General features: G+C 40.1%; 15 protein-coding genes and 1 riboswitch. Of the genes, 1 reads left to right on the top strand and 14 read right to left on the bottom strand.

The window, feature by feature from the left end; all coding sequences use genetic code 11:
* Window positions 1-11: 11 nt before the first annotated feature.
* The 11 genes from cbiD to argS form a co-directional block, all read right to left on the bottom strand.
* Window positions 12-1,130, bottom strand: coding sequence for a cobalt-precorrin-5B (C(1))-methyltransferase CbiD (cbiD, locus tag F0Q01_RS02960; RefSeq protein ID WP_090486054.1), 1,119 nt, complete (start codon window positions 1,128-1,130; stop codon window positions 12-14).
* Between the two features lie 9 nt (window positions 1,131-1,139).
* Window positions 1,140-1,772 carry a precorrin-8X methylmutase gene (locus tag F0Q01_RS02955; RefSeq protein WP_090150298.1) on the bottom strand — a complete coding sequence of 211 codons (633 nt, stop codon included), beginning with the start codon at window positions 1,770-1,772 and terminating at the stop codon, window positions 1,140-1,142.
* A gap of 21 nt (window positions 1,773-1,793) precedes the next feature.
* Window positions 1,794-3,320: a cobyric acid synthase gene (locus F0Q01_RS02950; protein ID WP_090486051.1), complete on the bottom strand. Its 1,527-nt coding sequence runs from the start codon at window positions 3,318-3,320 to the stop codon at window positions 1,794-1,796.
* On the bottom strand, window positions 3,308-4,105 hold the full coding sequence (locus tag F0Q01_RS02945) for an ABC transporter ATP-binding protein (protein ID WP_090486048.1): 798 nt from the start codon (window positions 4,103-4,105) through the stop codon (window positions 3,308-3,310). Before F0Q01_RS02945 ends, F0Q01_RS02950 begins: the two co-directional genes overlap by 13 nt.
* On the bottom strand, window positions 4,098-5,081 hold the full coding sequence (locus F0Q01_RS02940) for a FecCD family ABC transporter permease (protein ID WP_090487590.1): 984 nt from the start codon (window positions 5,079-5,081) through the stop codon (window positions 4,098-4,100). The genes F0Q01_RS02945 and F0Q01_RS02940 overlap by 8 nt, the downstream gene beginning before the upstream one ends.
* A 37-nt stretch (window positions 5,082-5,118) precedes the next feature.
* Entirely contained in the window at window positions 5,119-6,648 is a 1,530-nt protein-coding gene (locus tag F0Q01_RS02935) for an ABC transporter substrate-binding protein (protein WP_090486044.1), read from the bottom strand.
* Window positions 6,635-7,183: a hypothetical protein gene (locus F0Q01_RS02930; protein ID WP_090486041.1), complete on the bottom strand. Its 549-nt coding sequence runs from the start codon at window positions 7,181-7,183 to the stop codon at window positions 6,635-6,637. The genes F0Q01_RS02935 and F0Q01_RS02930 overlap by 14 nt, the downstream gene beginning before the upstream one ends.
* A gap of 90 nt (window positions 7,184-7,273) precedes the next feature.
* Window positions 7,274-8,479, bottom strand: coding sequence for a sirohydrochlorin cobaltochelatase (locus tag F0Q01_RS02925; RefSeq protein ID WP_090486038.1), 1,206 nt, complete (start codon window positions 8,477-8,479; stop codon window positions 7,274-7,276).
* A gap of 104 nt (window positions 8,480-8,583) precedes the next feature.
* Window positions 8,584-8,760, bottom strand: a riboswitch (cobalamin riboswitch).
* An 842-nt stretch (window positions 8,761-9,602) separates the two neighbouring features.
* The gene (locus F0Q01_RS02920; protein ID WP_090150281.1) at window positions 9,603-10,469 is read right to left on the bottom strand and encodes a YitT family protein; all 867 of its coding nucleotides are present in this window, start codon (window positions 10,467-10,469) and stop codon (window positions 9,603-9,605) included.
* Window positions 10,466-11,788: an RsmB/NOP family class I SAM-dependent RNA methyltransferase gene (locus F0Q01_RS02915; protein WP_090486035.1), complete on the bottom strand. Its 1,323-nt coding sequence runs from the start codon at window positions 11,786-11,788 to the stop codon at window positions 10,466-10,468. The genes F0Q01_RS02920 and F0Q01_RS02915 overlap by 4 nt, the downstream gene beginning before the upstream one ends.
* The gene (argS, locus tag F0Q01_RS02910; protein WP_090486032.1) at window positions 11,789-13,549 is read right to left on the bottom strand and encodes an arginine--tRNA ligase; all 1,761 of its coding nucleotides are present in this window, start codon (window positions 13,547-13,549) and stop codon (window positions 11,789-11,791) included.
* A gap of 257 nt (window positions 13,550-13,806) precedes the next feature.
* On the opposite strand from argS, the gene F0Q01_RS02905 reads away from it, so the two are divergent.
* Complete coding sequence (locus tag F0Q01_RS02905) at window positions 13,807-14,190, top strand: thioesterase family protein (RefSeq protein WP_090486029.1); 384 nt, start codon at window positions 13,807-13,809, stop codon at window positions 14,188-14,190.
* 56 nt (window positions 14,191-14,246) lie between these two features.
* On the opposite strand, the gene ftsZ is transcribed toward F0Q01_RS02905, so the two are convergent.
* The 3 genes from ftsZ to F0Q01_RS02890 all read right to left on the bottom strand — a co-directional run bounded on the left by ftsZ (window position 14,247) and on the right by F0Q01_RS02890 (window position 17,541).
* A complete protein-coding gene (ftsZ, locus tag F0Q01_RS02900) occupies window positions 14,247-15,464 on the bottom strand; it encodes a cell division protein FtsZ (protein WP_330386042.1) in 1,218 nt (405 codons plus the stop codon).
* A 162-nt stretch (window positions 15,465-15,626) separates the two neighbouring features.
* Window positions 15,627-16,391 (bottom strand): cell division protein FtsQ/DivIB, encoded by a 765-nt coding sequence (locus F0Q01_RS02895; RefSeq protein ID WP_090486026.1) that lies wholly within the window; start codon window positions 16,389-16,391, stop codon window positions 15,627-15,629.
* Complete coding sequence (locus tag F0Q01_RS02890) at window positions 16,384-17,541, bottom strand: FtsW/RodA/SpoVE family cell cycle protein (protein ID WP_090150263.1); 1,158 nt, start codon at window positions 17,539-17,541, stop codon at window positions 16,384-16,386. Before F0Q01_RS02890 ends, F0Q01_RS02895 begins: the two co-directional genes overlap by 8 nt.
* Window positions 17,542-17,549: the final 8 nt, after the last annotated feature.

The following is a 17,549-nucleotide window of genomic DNA, read 5'->3' as shown; positions in this document are numbered from 1 at the left end:
TTTATACTCAATCACTCATGTAAACATTTTAACATATTTAATGCCCCATGAGACTGTGCTAATATACCAAATTCATTGGAATATAAAATACATTCGATTTTGATATTACTTCCAGCTCTAAAATTCAAATAGAACAAAATCTTTTCTAGTACAATATCCATTGTCTGCTTCAGTAAATTAGCTTCTTTTATGAGATTAAGCGCCTCTTCGGTATTAAGGCAATCAAGTACTTTTCTAGCTAAGTCTGCATCTCCTCCTGCTCTAACCAGCTGGGATGCCAAAATCTCCATTCTGGCATCTGCCTCATGGGAATGAGTATTCATAATACCTCCGGCAACCTTTATCAACTTTCCTATATGGCCGGTTATTATCATTCCTTCAAAGCCAAGGTCAATAACTCTATCAACTGTCTCTCCAATAAAATTGGAGCACTTAACGCTAGCTTCCAAATCATAGTCGAAGGTGTCCTTCATAAACTTAAGTCCATAGTTGCCAGGAGTAACCGCAGCGTATTTAAATCCTAAGGCCTTCTTTTGAGAAAGCTCTACATTAATGGTGTCTATAATGGCCTTGTTACTCATAGGCTCAACTATTCCTGTGGTACCAAGAATTGATATTCCATCTGTTATACCAAGACGAGGGTTAAATGTCTTGCTGGCAAGTTCCACTCCCTCTGGAACAGAAATCACCACATTTAGCTTGCCATTAAAGTCTAGAAGCTTACATACCTCCATAACTTCCTTTTCAATCATCTCTCGTGGGACGCTGTTAATAGCTGCATTTCCAACTGGTTGATCAAGTCCTGGCAAAGTAACTCTACCAACTCCCACCCCTCCATCTATAAAAACAGAAGGCTCATTAAAAGATTGTTCAAGGGTGTCTTCTGCTATAGAAACAGTGGCAGTCACATGTGCACCTGTTGTAACATCCGGATCGTCTCCTCCATCCTTTATAACAGCGCAAGTAACCTGTCTTTCCTCTCTAATGATGTCAACTATTTTCGCAGCAAACATCACTCCAGCAGGAGTTTCAATTTCTATATTAAGTTTTTCCTGACCGGTCAGAAGCATATAGGCTGCCGCTTTTGCTGCTGCCGCTGAACAGCTTCCAGTTGTAAACCCCTTTCTCATGAAAAGCTCCTATTTATCTATATTATAAAGTATCGCATTTACGATAGCTGCCGCTATATTGCTACCACCTTTTCTGCCTTTATTAATAATAAAAGGCACATTGGAATTTAAAAATAGTTCCTTTGCTGCCACCACATTTACAAATCCAACAGGAACTCCTATGACAAACTCCGGTGTGAATTTTCCTGATTCCATCATCTCATGAAGCTGGATTAGAGCTGTTGGAGCATTGCCAATTGCAAATATAACTGGTACATCAAGAGCTGCCGCTCTTTCCATAGAAACGGTGGCCCTAGTAACCTGTCTTTCCTTAGCTTCTTTTGCCACATCCTCATCAGCCATAAAGCAGTGGACCTGACCGCCATACTCAGCCAACTTTTTCTTATTAATTCCTGAAAGAGCCATATTGGTATCCGTCACAATATGCGCCCCATTTTTAATAAGCTCCTTAGCTCTTGCTATAGCCCCATCAGAATATGTCATAGTTGATGCATAATCAAAATCTGCACTGGTATGAATGACTCTTTTTGTAATTGGCTCCTGTTCTTCAGGAATAGAAATTCCCATTTTACTAAGCTCTTCCGAAATAATCTCAAAGCTTCGCTTTTCTATTTCAGAAGGTAGAATAAAATCTATTTTCATATTATCCTCATCTGATCAAAATTATTTGATAGGCAAATCAAGAAGATTTCTAATAAGTGACATATCTAGATTCTCTCTAACAATATCTGCCAGCTTATCATACTCTCCATCCTTAAATGCCTGATAATCAAAAGCGGTATCACCTATACTTACGCCCTTATTTTTTGCCAACTGACTAACAAGCTTAAAGGCGATGTCCTCATTATCAAAAATTCCATGTACATAAGTGCCAAAGAGATTGTCCTTTTGCAGGAGAATAATCTGGCCTTCATCATCTCGTTCTACTAGAAGTCCATCATAATCTCTGTCATCAGATACAAAAAGTTCACTGCTTCCATTATGAATCTCATATCCAACAAACTCTTCATTAGATAAACTCTGAAAAACTCCTGTCATATCATCAAAGCAATCCTCAGTCTGACTGCGATGCTTCATAGACTGAAGTTTAGTTTTGATAGGGAACAAATCAAGCCCAAGAATATTGTCTATATTCTCATTTTCAATCCCCTCTGGATCTGAAATCTCCTGTCCCATCATCTGGAATCCACCACAGATTCCTATCACAGGTTTTTCCATAGCAAATCTTTTTATTGCCGGTTCAAAACCTGATGTCCTAAGCCAGTTCATATCACCGATAGTGTTTTTACTGCCAGGGATAATTACCATATCCGCCCCTTCAAGGTCCCTTGGATTTGAAACAAAAGAAACACTCACACCAGGGATACTCTCGAAAGGTGCTACGTCTGTAAAATTAGAAATACGAGGTAAACGCACCACGGCAATCTCAACCCTATTTACATCCTGCCCATAATCAAATTCATTTCCAAGTCTTTCACTAAGGCTATCCTCATCATCTATCATCAGATGAGCGTATGGAATAGTTCCAACAACAGGCACATGACCTCTCTCCTCAAGCATATCTATTCCTGAATCAAGAAGACTCTTGTCTCCTCTAAACTTATTTATTATCAAGCCCTTTACTCTAGCCCTCTCATCAGGCTCCAAAAGCTCTAATGTACCTAAAAGCTGAGCAAACACTCCACCTCTATCAATATCTCCAACAAGGAGAACCGGAGCATCTACAAGCTTTGCCATTCCCATATTAACTATATCATCCGACTTCAGATTAATCTCAGCTGGAGAGCCAGCTCCTTCGATTACAATTACATCCGCCCATTCTTCTAATTTATGATAGGCCTGAAGAATGTCCGGAATCAGCTTTTTCTTGTAGGCAAAGTAATCCCTTGCGGACATATTTCCAATGGCCTCTCCATTTACAATCACCTGGCTGCCAATATCATTGGTAGGTTTCAGCAAAATCGGATTCATGTAGACACTAGGCTCCACACCGGCGCACTCCGCCTGCATAGCCTGAGCCCTACCAAGTTCCAATCCATCCTTGGTGACAAATGAATTAAGAGCCATATTTTGTGATTTAAAGGGAGCCACCTTTAAACCATCCTGTTTTAAAACTCTACAAAGGCCACCAACCAGCAGGCTTTTGCCTACATTTGACATGGTGCCTTGAATCATAATTACTTTTGACATAATACTCTCTTTAATGAATTAGAATAATCACTCAAACCTGTTGCAAGCATATTACTTTCATCAAGTGACATATGATAAAGTGCAGCAATATTTTCTCCTGTTAAAATCTCATCTGGTGCACCGATTTTAAATACTTTTCCATCTGACACTGCAACTACTTTATCTGCAACAGCAGGAACAAATTCCAGCTCATGAATAGACATTAATACTGCAATATTTTTCTCCTTTGCAAGATTTTTTATTACAGACAAAATATCTATCTTGAACTGTATATCAAGAAATGAAGTAGGCTCATCAAGAATCAAAATCTCAGGCTCCTGACAAATTGCTCGAGCCAGCATTACTCTCTGCCTTTGTCCATCACTTACCTTGGAAAAATCCTTGTCAGCCACCTCACCTGCTCCAACCAAATCAATTGCTTGTTTTACAATCTCTATATCTTTCTTGGATAAAATTCCAAGTCGACCAGTATAAGGATATCTACCTGTAGAAACTACATCAAAGCAGCTCATAAGCTCTGGGTGGATTCTTTCAGTAGTGACCATAGAAAGCTTTTTAGCTAAATTATCTTCTGAAATGCCATCCTCATCCTCGCCCAAAATAACAATCCTGCCATCAATCTTCCTAATCTGTCTTGTAATTGTTTTTAAAACAGTAGATTTACCGGCGCCATTGGGACCTATAAGGGCAACTATTTTTCCAGAATTCACAGTTAGATTAACATTTTCAATTACCGGGCTCTTATAGCCCACTACCAAAGATTCTAAATCTATGCTACTAACCATGTGAAACCTCTTTACGTTTAATAAGTAGATAAATAACTATAGGCGACAGGCCTATTGCCGTAACAGCACTGATACTAATCTCTCTCGGTGAAAAAGCACTTCTTGCAATTCCATCACATAAAAGTGTAATTATAGCTCCTCCGAAAAAGCAACCTGGAATCATAACAATTGGCTTTGATGTTTTCAAAATTGTTCTCATAATATGTGGCACTGCTATTCCTACAAAAGAAATAGGCCCAGCAAAAGCTGTAACAGTGGCTGATAGAATGCTAGAAAGTAAAATCAAAAGAATTCGAAGATGCTTTATATTTACTCCCATATTTCTAGCATAGCTCTCTCCCAACTGATAAGCACCAATAGGCTTTGAGAGCACAAATGAAAAAATCAAAGTGACAATCACAATGATTGCGGAAATTGCAACATCTTCCCAACTGATTCCTGAAAAGCTTCCAAGGGACCAGTTGTGAAGGTTCACAATATTTGTATCATCCGCAAATGCGATAATAAATTCTGTAATTGCAGAACAAAGATAACCAATCATAACACCGCAAACTACAAGCAACGACATATTCTTTACCTTGTTGGATAAAAGCATTACTATCCCCATGGCAATCAATGAACCTATGAAGGCCGCAACCACCATTCCAAGGGCGCTTATGTATCTTCCCTGGCTAAGCATGAATACCATAACAAGAGCAACAATGAGTTTGGCTCCTGATGAAATACCTAACACATAAGGTCCTGCAATTGGATTTCCAAAGAATATTTGAAGTAAAAAGCCTGAAACCGAAAGAGCCCCGCCAAGCAGAATAGCCGCAGTTATTCGAGGTAATCTAATAGACACTACTATTCTTCCAAGATGCACATCACCTGGGTTTAATAAAGAAACAAATATTTCCTTTAAGGTGATATCTGCACTTCCCCAGCCTAGGCAAACAAAGAAAAGCCCTACAAGAAGGATAAACATAACTGCCATTATGGTTATAAACTTTCTACTATTATTCTCCACTATTTTACTCCTTAAGTTTGAAAAGGTGTTGAAGGGAGCCACTCTCCCCAGTTAAAATAATGTGTACATCTTCTATAAATTCTGCCACATCAGAGCTTTGTTGAAAATAGCCTTTAGAAAGGCAATAAACATTTCCTGACTTTACAGCCTTAAAATCCTTAAGAACTTCAGACTTTTTTATAAGCTCATCTATGGATTTAATTTCACCTTCAATTGTACTGTTATAAATCAATACATCAGCATCAACAGCTTCCACATAAAAATCTTCCATAGTAATTTTCATAGTGGAAAGTGCGTTGTCTTCTGAAACTGAAATATTCGCAGGCACATAGCTACCGCCTGCCATCTCTATCATAGATGTGATGTAGTCTCCTGGCTTTCTAATAGAAATCATGCCATTTGAGTCTATTGAAAAAACTGCCACCTTTAGCCCTGTGCTCTCCACATCTGAAATAGCTTTTGCCCTTGACTTCTGCTCTTCAAAAGCTGTATTTGCCTCATCCTCTTTACCGTACAAGAGGCCATAAAGCTTTATCCATTCCAATCGTCCTAAAGGATTAGTCTCATAGCTAGAGCGTTCCACCATAACAGGTATTCCGAGACTTTCTAACTTTTCTTTCACTTCTGGATTGTGGTAAATCATGGTATTTTCGATGGCAAAATTACATTTTTCTGATATTAAAAGCTCGTAATCAGGGGCAGAATATTTGCCAGCATAGAGAATATCACCTGAACTCATCTTTTCTTTTGCTGCTTTAATATACCAATCACCCTCATCTGTTCCTGAAAACCTAATATTATCAAGGCCATCAATGGAAGCCATTAAATCCATAACAGAGGTAGAAACAAGATATGTCTTATCCAAGTTTTCAAGTAAGGTAACATTATCAGAAACTCCAGAAGGCTTTTTGCCACTTTCACTAATCATGAAATATTGGCGGCTGCCCTCCTTGCCAATAGTGATGAGAGTATATTTGTCCCCCGCCTCATCCTCATAATAAGAAACTGAAAATTCTTTGGCATAATCAAGGGGCATAGATGACACATATTCTAGGTTGCCAAGTGTTACCTCTCCTGCATCCTCCACACCGGAATTTGTAGTGATAGCATCAACTATGTGATTAACTTCTGGACTAATAACTGTAATAGTGTACTCAATCTCATGAGGTGTACTCATAGCTGTAGTATCACCGATTACCTTAAATGGCTCATCAAAGTTTTCAAATGGTATGGTAAATACGGAATTCTCGCCAACAGCTGCCTCATTGTCATAGCGATTATCATCTACAATCATGTAATCGTAGTTAGGGCTAGACCAAACAAGCTCTACCTTTTTATCTCCTGACTCAATAGTAACATTAGCTGGAGAATTAACTGTAGCCTTGCCGCTTCCTCCCTCAAGATTCACATAACAAGAATAAATACCATCAGAAATCTTGTTTTCAGTTTTAAAAAATATTTGTTTAATAAAAAAGCCGCAGGCTGCTAAGCAAGCCAGCAGCACTGCAGCTTTAAGTATTTTAGTTCGCTTCATATGTAACCTTTACTTTATGATCGTACCATGTGCCCTTTGAGCCCAATAATGCCACATCATACTCCTCATTTAAAACTGGGACTGGCACATCAAAACCATAAACTGTCTCAGTCATTCCATCATCATAGGTGACCTCATCCTCTGTATAGTTAAGCCAGTTAGCCTCATCAGATTCTGCATCTGCAGCAAGACCCACATAAAGATTAATGATACCTGTACCTGCAAGGGTAATATGAACTGTTCCAACACCATCCTTAACAGTAAGGGTAGCCTTGTCATCAAGAGTCTCATTAACATGGAACATACTACTGTCAGTTGTAAACTCAACAGTGTATTCACCATCTTCCAAATCAAGCTTTGCAACTTCTGCTTCTTCAACATCAGCAGGAGTCTCTTCTGGCTCTGCGACTTCTGCCTCAGCCTCTGCAGCTACTTCTGCCTCGGCAACAGCTGACTTCTCAGTCTTATTTCCACATGCAACTACTGACAATGCCATAGCTGCCACAAGAACTAAACTAAAAATCTTCTTTTTCATTATTTAAAAATCTCCGTAAGTAATATAGATTCATGCAGGCTAAGCCTGCATGAATTATTATGTCAAAACAATTAAACTGCTTTAACCCTATTATTTGATTGCATCAGCTGTATGAGCTACATAAACCTTCTGAACAGCCTCAATCTCACCAAGACCAGCAATCTGGCACTCTACTGACTCAAAGCTGCCATCTGCAAGGAACATTGACTTCCATGAGTCATCCTCATCACCAGCCATATCGTTGTTAGCATGATCGCCAGCAACAACCATAAGTGGACGGATTACAACCTTTGTATAACCTGCATCCTTTACAGCTGCAATAATATTCTCACAAGATGTCTCCTCAGGCTCACCTTCTACTGTACCAATAAATACATTATCGTAACCAAGGTCATTCATCTGTGTCTGCATCTGAGAATATGTAACCTTAGCTGTATGGCTTGTACCATGTCCCATGAATACAAATGCAACGCCCTCTTCAGCTGCAGCATCTAAAGAATCATACTCTGTCTCAGAAACTGCCTGGTCAACTACTGCCTTAGCAACTGTTTCCTTATCAGAATTTGTCTCTGCAGCATCTGCGCCTACCTCACCAAGAAGTGGCTCAGCAATCTCTACAGAATCAAAGTTATCAGCATAAGCCTCAACAGCCTCTACAAGATCATCATACTCTGCACCATGCATAAGATGTGTAGGCTGAACAACAAGGTTCTTAACACCATTTGCAACTGCTCTATCAAGAGCCTGCTCTACGTTATCAATCTTCTCATCATCACGTGCCTGAATATGATTAATGATAATCTGTGATGTAAAAGCACGACGCACTGACCAATCTGGATTAGCCTCTGCAACAGCCTTCTCGATACCACCGATATCCTGAACACGGCTTGTGTTAAATGAAGTACCAAAACTTACAACAAGAATCTCATTCTCACCAATCTCATCCTGATTTAAAGGATCATCCTGGCTTGCATCACCTGTATCTCTACCAAAGTAATCTGGATCTGCATTCTCGCCTTCTACAAGCTCCTTCTGCGCATCTGTAAGGGCATCCCATGCCTCTTTTGCAGCTGCACACTGAGCATCTGTCTCATCTGTACGCTCCTGAACATAAATAGCATCAATAAGCGCTGCACAATTATCTGCTGCCACCTGATCTGCATCCTCCTCAGTTGTCTCTACTACCTCTTCTGTAGCATCTTCATTTGCTGCTGTATCAGCCTTCTGTCCACAAGCTGAAAATGCCATACTTGCACTCATAACAAGTGCTAAGCCCAAAGCTAGTCTCTTCTTCATTTCTTTCATTTCCTCCATTTTCTCGCGGACATATAAACCAAAAGGATCGCATAAAGCGACCCTAATTCACAAAAACATGAATTAAGATTCGAAAGTCCGCAAATCTTTAATTATAAAGAATAGGCAGGTCTCCTGACTTCGATCAACATCTGCTCTCTCTTCCCAATTACTCAGTGACATGAAAGCAGACTCCCTAACACAGTGACGGCTTCGCTCTGGATTCTCACCAGATTCCCTTTTCACCCATGCTCTCCATGGGCACCTAATCCATATGAAACTATTAAATTCAGCAACAACTTAGCACATTTATACCCCTCTGTCAAACCTCCTTCCCCGCCTCCGAGGCTATAATTCTCCCCACCCCAAAAAAGATTCACAGCAAATCCCCTCATTCCCTATTCCAGGCCCTGGCCCCCTGCCCCCGCCGGCACCCAGAAATGGTAACTTTGCAAGAATATTATGTTTTTCATATATGCAAAGTTCACATCTTCTATAGGCATGTGTCTTTTTCAAGCCTCCACAGTTTTCAAAAAGGTAGCTTCTGTGTGGACACACGTTATACTTAGATGGCAGTTAAAAATGGTTCCGAGGGTGTTAGGGGCGATTTTGGAATGAGCTTAGAAAAATAAAAAAGAGTTTTGTAATATATAGGCACGAGCCGCCACGGACGGCGGCGAGAGTGCGTAAGCAACACGACGTTGCATGGAGCACGGCGCCTATATATACAAAACTCTTTTTTTAATTTTTCTTAGCGAATGTATCATGAGCCCCTAGCACCCTCTTAGAATCATTTTGTTAACTGCCATTGAAACTAATTAAGTGTCCACACAGGTCAGCTACATTTTTGAAAACAATGTATAAGAAATGATTAAGCATCAAGCTTAATCATTTCTGTACTAGCAGCACATTTATTTAAATGTGCTGTCCTCCGAAGGAGGATTAAAATGCAGCTTTCCTTGGCTGCATTTTAACCCCTTAAAAAGACGCATGCTAGATGTTCACTCTTTGCATATTGAAAAACTATAATATCCGCAAAAATTGTTACCATTTCTGGGTGCCGGCGGGGGCAGGGGGCCAGGGCCTAGCTTTACAGAATTGGATTTGCTGTGAAGCCCAGCGCCATTTAATTATAGCCTCGGAATCCTTTGCCTATGATTTCGCTGCTGTTTGTGATGGCAATAAATGCGCTAGGCTGATTTCTGCGGATAAAGTTTTTCAGCTCAACGGCCTGTTGTCTTTTTAATATGGTGAGTACTACGGTCTTTTCCTGGTGGCCGTATGCACCTACAGCCTTGTAGACTGTGGCACCCTTGCCTAGGTCTTTCATGATGAAGTTGACGATAGGTTCTGGGTCGTTACATATAATAGTAAAGTATTTGGCAAGATTAATGTTTTCAATGGTCTCATCAACAACTAGAGACTTAGCAAGAAGGCCTACTAGAGAAAAGAGACCTGTCTCTACGTTGAATACTAAGCATGCACTGATTACGATAAATACGTCAGACATGAATAGTGCTGTACCAATATCTACTTTGGTGTATTTCTTGAGAATCATGGCTACAATATCAGTACCACCTGATGATGCCCCAAGATTGAAAAATACTGCAGAGGCAAATGCAGGAAGTGCAATTGCAAACATAAGCTCAAGTACTGGCTGATTTGTAAGAGGTCCATCCATTGGTTGAATATGCTCTAAGATGCTTGGTCCAAAGGATACAAGCAATGTAATATAGGTAGTTTTTACTCCAAAATTCTTGCCAAAAACTACAAATCCTAAGATTAAAAGAACAATGTTTATAACCAGATTGATGTAACCAGGTGTCTGAGGCAAAAGCTCAGACAGCACAATAGAAAGACCACTGACTCCACCAAATGAAAAGTGATTCGGGAATTTAAAGAAGTAAATACCGATTACCATCACGATAGAAGCTATGGTAAACATAATGTATTCGTATATTTGTTGCTTATACTTGTATATCCTATGTATCATACTTTCCTCAACCCTTTTGGATAATGATTTTTAATCTGACCTTTTACGGTCTTACCCCAACCAATAGAATATCCGTCCACTGTAATAAGTGTCCATCCGTCTGACACATCTCCCAATAATGACTGACCCTTAAGATAGTCTTCGATTTCTTTGCTATCAGATGAAACATTAAAGCTGCGCTTTACCTCATCAGCTTTTAGTGCAAGTGCCAGAGCATGACTTGGCTCAAATCTGTTTTTCTTGAGAGTGCCGAGAAATAAGCCTCCTCTTAACACATGAAGTCCCTCAAAATCAGGACAACCATCTGGCAGCATGTAAAGTAAGTCGCCAAGAAGTAGCAAATTATCACGCCATTTGTCCACCAATGTGCCCTTAATAAATATTAAATAGTCATTTAATATTTTATCATTAATTTTCTTAAAGCTAAAGGTCTCTCGTTCAGCTTTACAGTCTTCTGCCCTATTTTCAGGGTCAGCTTTTTCAAGTAAAGCCGCATAGTGACCCTCTCCCTCTACCTCATGAGGCCAAAGTCTCTTTTCTTCGGTAAGAGTCATATCTGGGTGACGACTAATGAAGGAAGCAACAGCTTCCTCATCCTCCAGCTTCGCAAAAGTGCAGGTACTATAACAGATTCGTCCTCCTGGTATAAGCATTTCATATGCTCTGTCCAAAATCTCAGCCTGGCGAGCTGCGCACATCTCAACAGATTCAAGAGACCACTCAGCGCAGGCATCATGATTCTTTCTAAACATGCCCTCTCCTGAACATGGGGCATCAACCATAATCTTATCGAAATACTCTGGAAATTTTGTAGCTAGCTTATCTGGATATTCAGAAGTGACAATGGCATTTCTAATACCAAGTCTTTCCACGTTCTCAGATAGAATCTTAGCGCGATTTTTCATTGGCTCGTTGGATACAAGTATTCCCTGTCCATTCAAATAGCCTGCTATCTGGGTGGACTTGCCTCCTGGCGCTGCGCAAAGATCAAGACAAAAATCCCCTGGCTTTGGCGCAAGCATCTCTACTGGAAGCTGAGCCGATGCATCCTGAATATAATAAATTCCGCCATGGTGATAAGGATGTACTCCTGGACGGCTATTTTCATCATCATAATAATAGCCATTAGGGCTCCACTTAATAGGACCTGTCAGCATATCCTTAATATTTTCTATAGCTTTGTCATCTGCCTTAATAGGATTAAATCGAAGGGCAGATATTTTGCTCTTCTCATAAGAACGCAAAAACGCATGGAAGTCAGGACCAAGGTCCTGCTCCATGCGATTAATAAAATCAATTGGTAAAAAAGATGTATCCATTTACATACGCTCCGGTGCATTAAAGCCGAGAAGTTCGATAGCCTTTTCAAGCACACCTCTTGTAAGCCATAAGAGCTTCAAGTAGCTAGCCTTAACAGCTTCATCCTCTTCAGCCAAAATCTTAGTATCATGGTAAAATCTGTTGAAAGCATTTGCTAAATCGTAAATGTAAGCACAAATCTTGTGAGGAGCCATCTCTTCATATGCTGAAGAAAGAGAAGCCATAAACTTAGTAAGTTCAAGCTGAAGAGCTCTCTCTGAATCTGAGTGTGCAGGAAGAATCGCTCCATCGAAGCTGCTTACTCCTGCCTTTGTAAGAATTGACTTACATCTAACAATTGTATAAAGGATATATGGACCTGTATTACCCTCAGCGGATGTAAATCTATCAATATCGAAGATGTAATCCTTTGAAGCCTGGTTAGAAAGGTCACCATATTTAACAGCTGAAAGACCAACAATAGCTGCTGTCTTCGCAGCATCCTCATCATTCATTGTGCCATTCTCTTTTATCTTCTCAAGCATCTTATCCTCTACTTCCTGAAGAAGATACTCAAGTCTCATAACGCCACCCTGACGTGTCTTAAATGGCTTACCATCCTTACCATTCATAGTACCAAAACCTACGAAGTAAAGATTAGTAGAATCAGGAACGATACCTGTCTTCTTTGCACATCTAAATACCTGTGTAAAGTAAAGCTCCTGTCTCTTATCTACTACATATACGATAGAATCTGGATTGTAATCCTTCATTCTCCAAACCATAGTAGCAAGATCTGTTGTATTGTAAAGTGAAGCTCCATCTGATTTAAGAATCATACAAGGTGGAACCTCTTTTGTATCAGTCTCTTCCTTAACATCTACAACAAGTGCGCCCTCTGAAATATAAGCGAACCCATCGTCCTTCATCTTCTGAACCATATCAGGAATGTAAGGCTGAGCATCTGACTCACCCTTCCACAAATCAAAGGTAACATCAAGCTTCTCGTAATTACGCTTCAAGTCATTAACAGAAACATTAAGGATATGAGATAAAAGAGCCTGATAGCCTCTTCTGCCATGCTGAAGCTCAAAAGTAGCCTTTAATGCAGCCTCCTTATAAGCCTCATCTTCCTTAGACTTACCAGAAGCACATGGATAAATCTCCTCAAGCTCAGAAATAGTAAATGGCGCCTCTGTTGGATACTCGCCATCATAATTCTCATCAAAATATACAAGCTCAGGCTTACGAAGCTTCAACTCAGTAATGATAAGCCCCATCTGAAGACCCCAGTCACCAAGATGTACATCACCGATAACCTCATCTCCCATAAAACGAGCTGTACGCTTAATTGACTCACCAATAATAGCTGAACGAAGGTGACCAACATGAAGTGGCTTAGCAACATTAGGTCCGCCATAATCAATCATAACCTTTTTAGGTGAAGAAACTTTGTCTACTCCAAAGCGCTCACTATCATCAGCCATAGCCGAAACGAAATCAGAAATGAATTCATCCGACAAATTCATATTAATAAATCCTGGAGGACATGCCTCACACTTAGAAAACATAGAATTAGCAGAAAGCTTCTCCACTACCTCGTTTGCAATAGCAATAGGAGCCTTCTTGTATTCCTTGGCAGCTGCCATAGCACCATTACACTGGAACTGGCAAAGGTCTGGTCTATTGGAAAGCGAAACCATACCGTACTTCTCGTCATAGCCCGCAGCCTTAAAGCCGTCAACTACAACTTCCTTAATCTGCATAAGAATCTCTTTCATCGTATCCTCCATCTATAAATAATCACAATATTTTATACAAACTCACGGAGAGAAATTATAACACAAAACCCATGTTTCCACAATCTCCCATCCACTTTATCTTCGCCGCCTGCACCTGCCGGCGGCCCGGGTCCTTTATTGGAAAGGCGGCAGGTGGGCTGGAGGCAAAAAGTGGATAAATGTGGAAACATGGGTTTTATTTTTTCCGTAAGGTTTTATAATGAGTTTATATAAAATACGATTAAGGAGATTCTATTATGTTGGAAATTGGAATGAAGGGGTCAGCCGAGACTGTTGTGACAATTGATAATACTGCAAAGGCTTTTACTAGTGGAGCCCTGGAGGTTTTTGCTACTCCTGCCATGATTTCTTTGATGGAGGAGACTTGCTGGAAGATGATTCAGCCAGAGCTTGAAGAGGGACTTGGTTCTGTAGGAACTAAGGTTAATGTGAGCCATATGGCACCTAGTGCCATTGGAAAAACTGTTGTGTGTGAGGCCACTCTGATTGAGATTGACGGAAGAAGACTTACTTTTGAAGTTGTTTGCTCAGATGAAAACGGTATGGTTGGTATGGGTACACATGAGAGATTCATTATAAACAACGAAAAGTTTATGGCAAAAGCTGAAGGCAAGAAATAATTATATTTGACATTTAAAAAGGCACCGCTAATGCGGTGCCATAATTTTTGATTAAATTACTTTTTGATTGAGCTCATGAAGTCTGGCATTTTGATGTTAAGCTCAGGTACGCTGCTCTCTGTAGGTGCTGTAGGAGTAACTGGTCTCTGAACTGGATTTGGAGTAACTGGTCTGTTAACAACTGGTGGTGTATTAGTAACACCTGCCTGGCTAGCTGGAGCTGCATTTCTCATGCCTGCAAGCATATCTGCTCCGCTTGGCTTAGGCTGTGAATTGTATAACATACCTGTAGATGAACGGAATGAACCTGCTGGTGTAGCAGCTGGCTCTCCAAGACCTGTTGCAATAACTGTAACAGATACTTCGTCGTCCATATTCTCATCAACTGTGATACCAAGAATGATGTTAGCATCAGCGCCAGTCATATCCTGAACGTATGATGTAGCCTCATTAGCATCGTTAAGTCCAACATCACCACAGATGTTAACGATAACATCAGTAGCACCCTGAATGCTTGTCTCAAGGAGTGGAGAAGCAACAGCAGCCTTAACAGCCTCAAGTGCCTTCTCATCGCCCTTAGCTGAACCGATACCTACATGTGCTAATCCCTTGTCCTTCATAACTGTCTGAACATCAGCGAAGTCAAGGTTAATAAGTGAATTCTTAGTAATAAGATCTGTAATACCCTGTACAGACTGGTGAAGAACCTGATCAGCCATTCTAAAGCTCTCACCGATGCCCATAGACTTGTTGCAAATCTCAACAAGCTTCTGGTTAGGGATAACGATAAGTGTATCTACACTCTCCTTAAGTCTCTCAATACCGTTAAGTGCATTGTTCATACGAGGCTTTCCTTCGAACTGGAAAGGCTTAGTAACAATACCTACAGTAAGGATACCCTGTTCCTTAGCGATTCTAGCTACAACTGGAGCAGCACCTGTACCAGTACCACCACCCATACCACATGTGATGAATACCATATCAGCGCCCTTGATAGCTGCAGAAATGTCCTCTGCGCTCTCCTCAGCAGACTTCTGGCCTACCTCAGGATTAGCACCTGCGCCCTTTCCACCTGTAGTTTTCTCGCCTATAGCTAAAAGAGTAGGCGCCTTGCATAAATCAAGTGCCTGCTTATCAGTGTTGATTCCAATAAACTCAACTCCCCCAATACCCTCTTCAACCATACGCTTTACTGCATTGTTGCCAGCTCCGCCGACGCCTACAACAATGATTCTGACAGGAGCACCTGTCTCGTCAGTCGTAATGTTAATCAAAACCATATCCTCCTTTTTATTAAACCTCTAAGGGAGGTCGAAAAATCTCTAATACCAAAACAGAGCTGCGAAGAGATACTCTCCGCCTCTTATACAAAATACTATTATAATATTATAGTTTTTCGACCTATTACGCAACCGTTTTTTATCAAAAATATGATTTTATTGCTCAGCCTCAGTATCTTTTTCAAATACAATATCTGTGTTTTGATTTGAATAATTCTCTAGATGTAGTGTACCTTGTAACCCCTCTATCTTAGGAAGTATAAGCATCACTCTCTCAATTTTCTCCTCTAGATAAGAACGATTTCCAAGAGAAATATTATAGGTGTCATATACAAGTGTAATGTGATTGTTTTCGTCGTAAGAAATCACATTAGGCATCAAAGAATTCTTCTTTAATATTTTAATTAGGGATGTTAGATAACCTACCTGATTGGAACCTATGGAAAGCTTATCCCCCACCTTTGGCTCCTCGCAAGTAACACCCTCGATTTTCATGTAGCCACGTTCAATGTAGGTCTCACTAATCTCCGCTATCTTTCCCTCGTAATTAAAATAAACATATTTGCCATCATCCTGAGTCATATATCCCAATATTGCCTTTTCCTTGCAGACAATATTAATAGAATGCATGCCAGTAATCTGTACATCAAATTTTTCAATAAACTCTGCATCTCCCTTAGGAAAAAGCTTATTTTTCAGGAAAACATAAACTGTATTTTTTGAATACTCATCATCTAAAATGTAATTGGAGACTTCCTCAGAAGTATAAAGATCTGTTCCTTCAACAGTAACTTTCTTAAGAGGACAAAGAAAATATGCCGAAACGCCTATAATCGCCACTAGTATTACAATTGCGAGAACAAATTCAATTATGGCAAGCACAAAGCCTTTATTTCTACGCTTTTTTCTGCGCCTAGACATCCTCATCCTCCTCAAACTCCATGTTCTTAGATACACTAAGAGCTAATCCCAGTTCTGTAAGCAAAATAGCAACTGACGTACCACCATAACTGATAAGAGGCAAAGTAACGCCTGTATTTGGAATCGAATTTGTAACAACGGCAATATTTAGGACTACCTGAAGGGCAATATGTGCCATGATACCTACGCAAATATATGAACCAAACATATCCTTTGCATGGTTAGCAATATAAAGCAATCTATAAAGCATAAGAATATAAAGCAATATGATACATACTGCGCCAAATACTCCAAGCTCCTCGCAAATAATAGAAAAGATCATATCATTTTGAGCCTCAGGCACGATGTATTTTTGCATACTACCGCCAAGTCCCTTGCCGAAAAGTCCGCCGCTACCGATAGCATATAATCCCTGTAATATCTGGAATCCGTTGCTATCAATAAAATCTTCTGGATGCAACCAAGCACCAATTCGACCTGCTCGGTAACTCTCAAAAGCGATATAAACTACAATAAGGGAAAAACCTGCAGCTGCAAGTCCCACAAAATACCCATACTTAGGAGATGCAATAAATACCATTACGAATGCAATACCTAAAATAATAACAGCTGTAGAAAGGTTACTATATGCGACAATGGTAAATATTGGAATAACAAGCGCTATTGTCATAATAGAGCCCTGAAATGTCCTCTGGGCCTTAGGTGCACGGTCAATGATACTTGCAATAAGCAAAATAACTGCTACCTTCGCCAGCTCTGATGGCTGAAATGAAACACCACCAATACGCAGCCATCTAGTGGAATCATTGATAGTTGTACCTGCAAAAATAACAAGTATACAAAGAGCTGTAGCCCCTAAATAAATCGGCCAAACAAGGGCTGACCATCTTCTATAGTCGATTTTAGTAGAAAAAAACATGCCAACAAAGCCTAGAGCCGCGGCGCTCGCCTGCTTTTTAAGATAAAAAACAGAATTGCCCATTTTAAGAGATGCAGCATAAGCTGAGGTACTATAAAGCATAACTAGTCCAAAAGCCAGAATAAAGATAACGATTAATAGCAATGTATAATCGAAATTCAAAAGTTTTTTAATTTTCTTTCTCTGCCTAGCTTCCTGCCTATATGCAGCAAGCTCTCTGTCTTTAGCCATAAACTCTA

The sequence above is a fragment of the Pseudobutyrivibrio xylanivorans genome (genome assembly GCF_010906925.1).
GTDB lineage: Bacteria > Bacillota > Clostridia > Lachnospirales > Lachnospiraceae > Pseudobutyrivibrio.
Note: the sequence above shows the minus strand (reverse complement) of the source record. Positions and strands in the feature narration are given on the sequence as shown.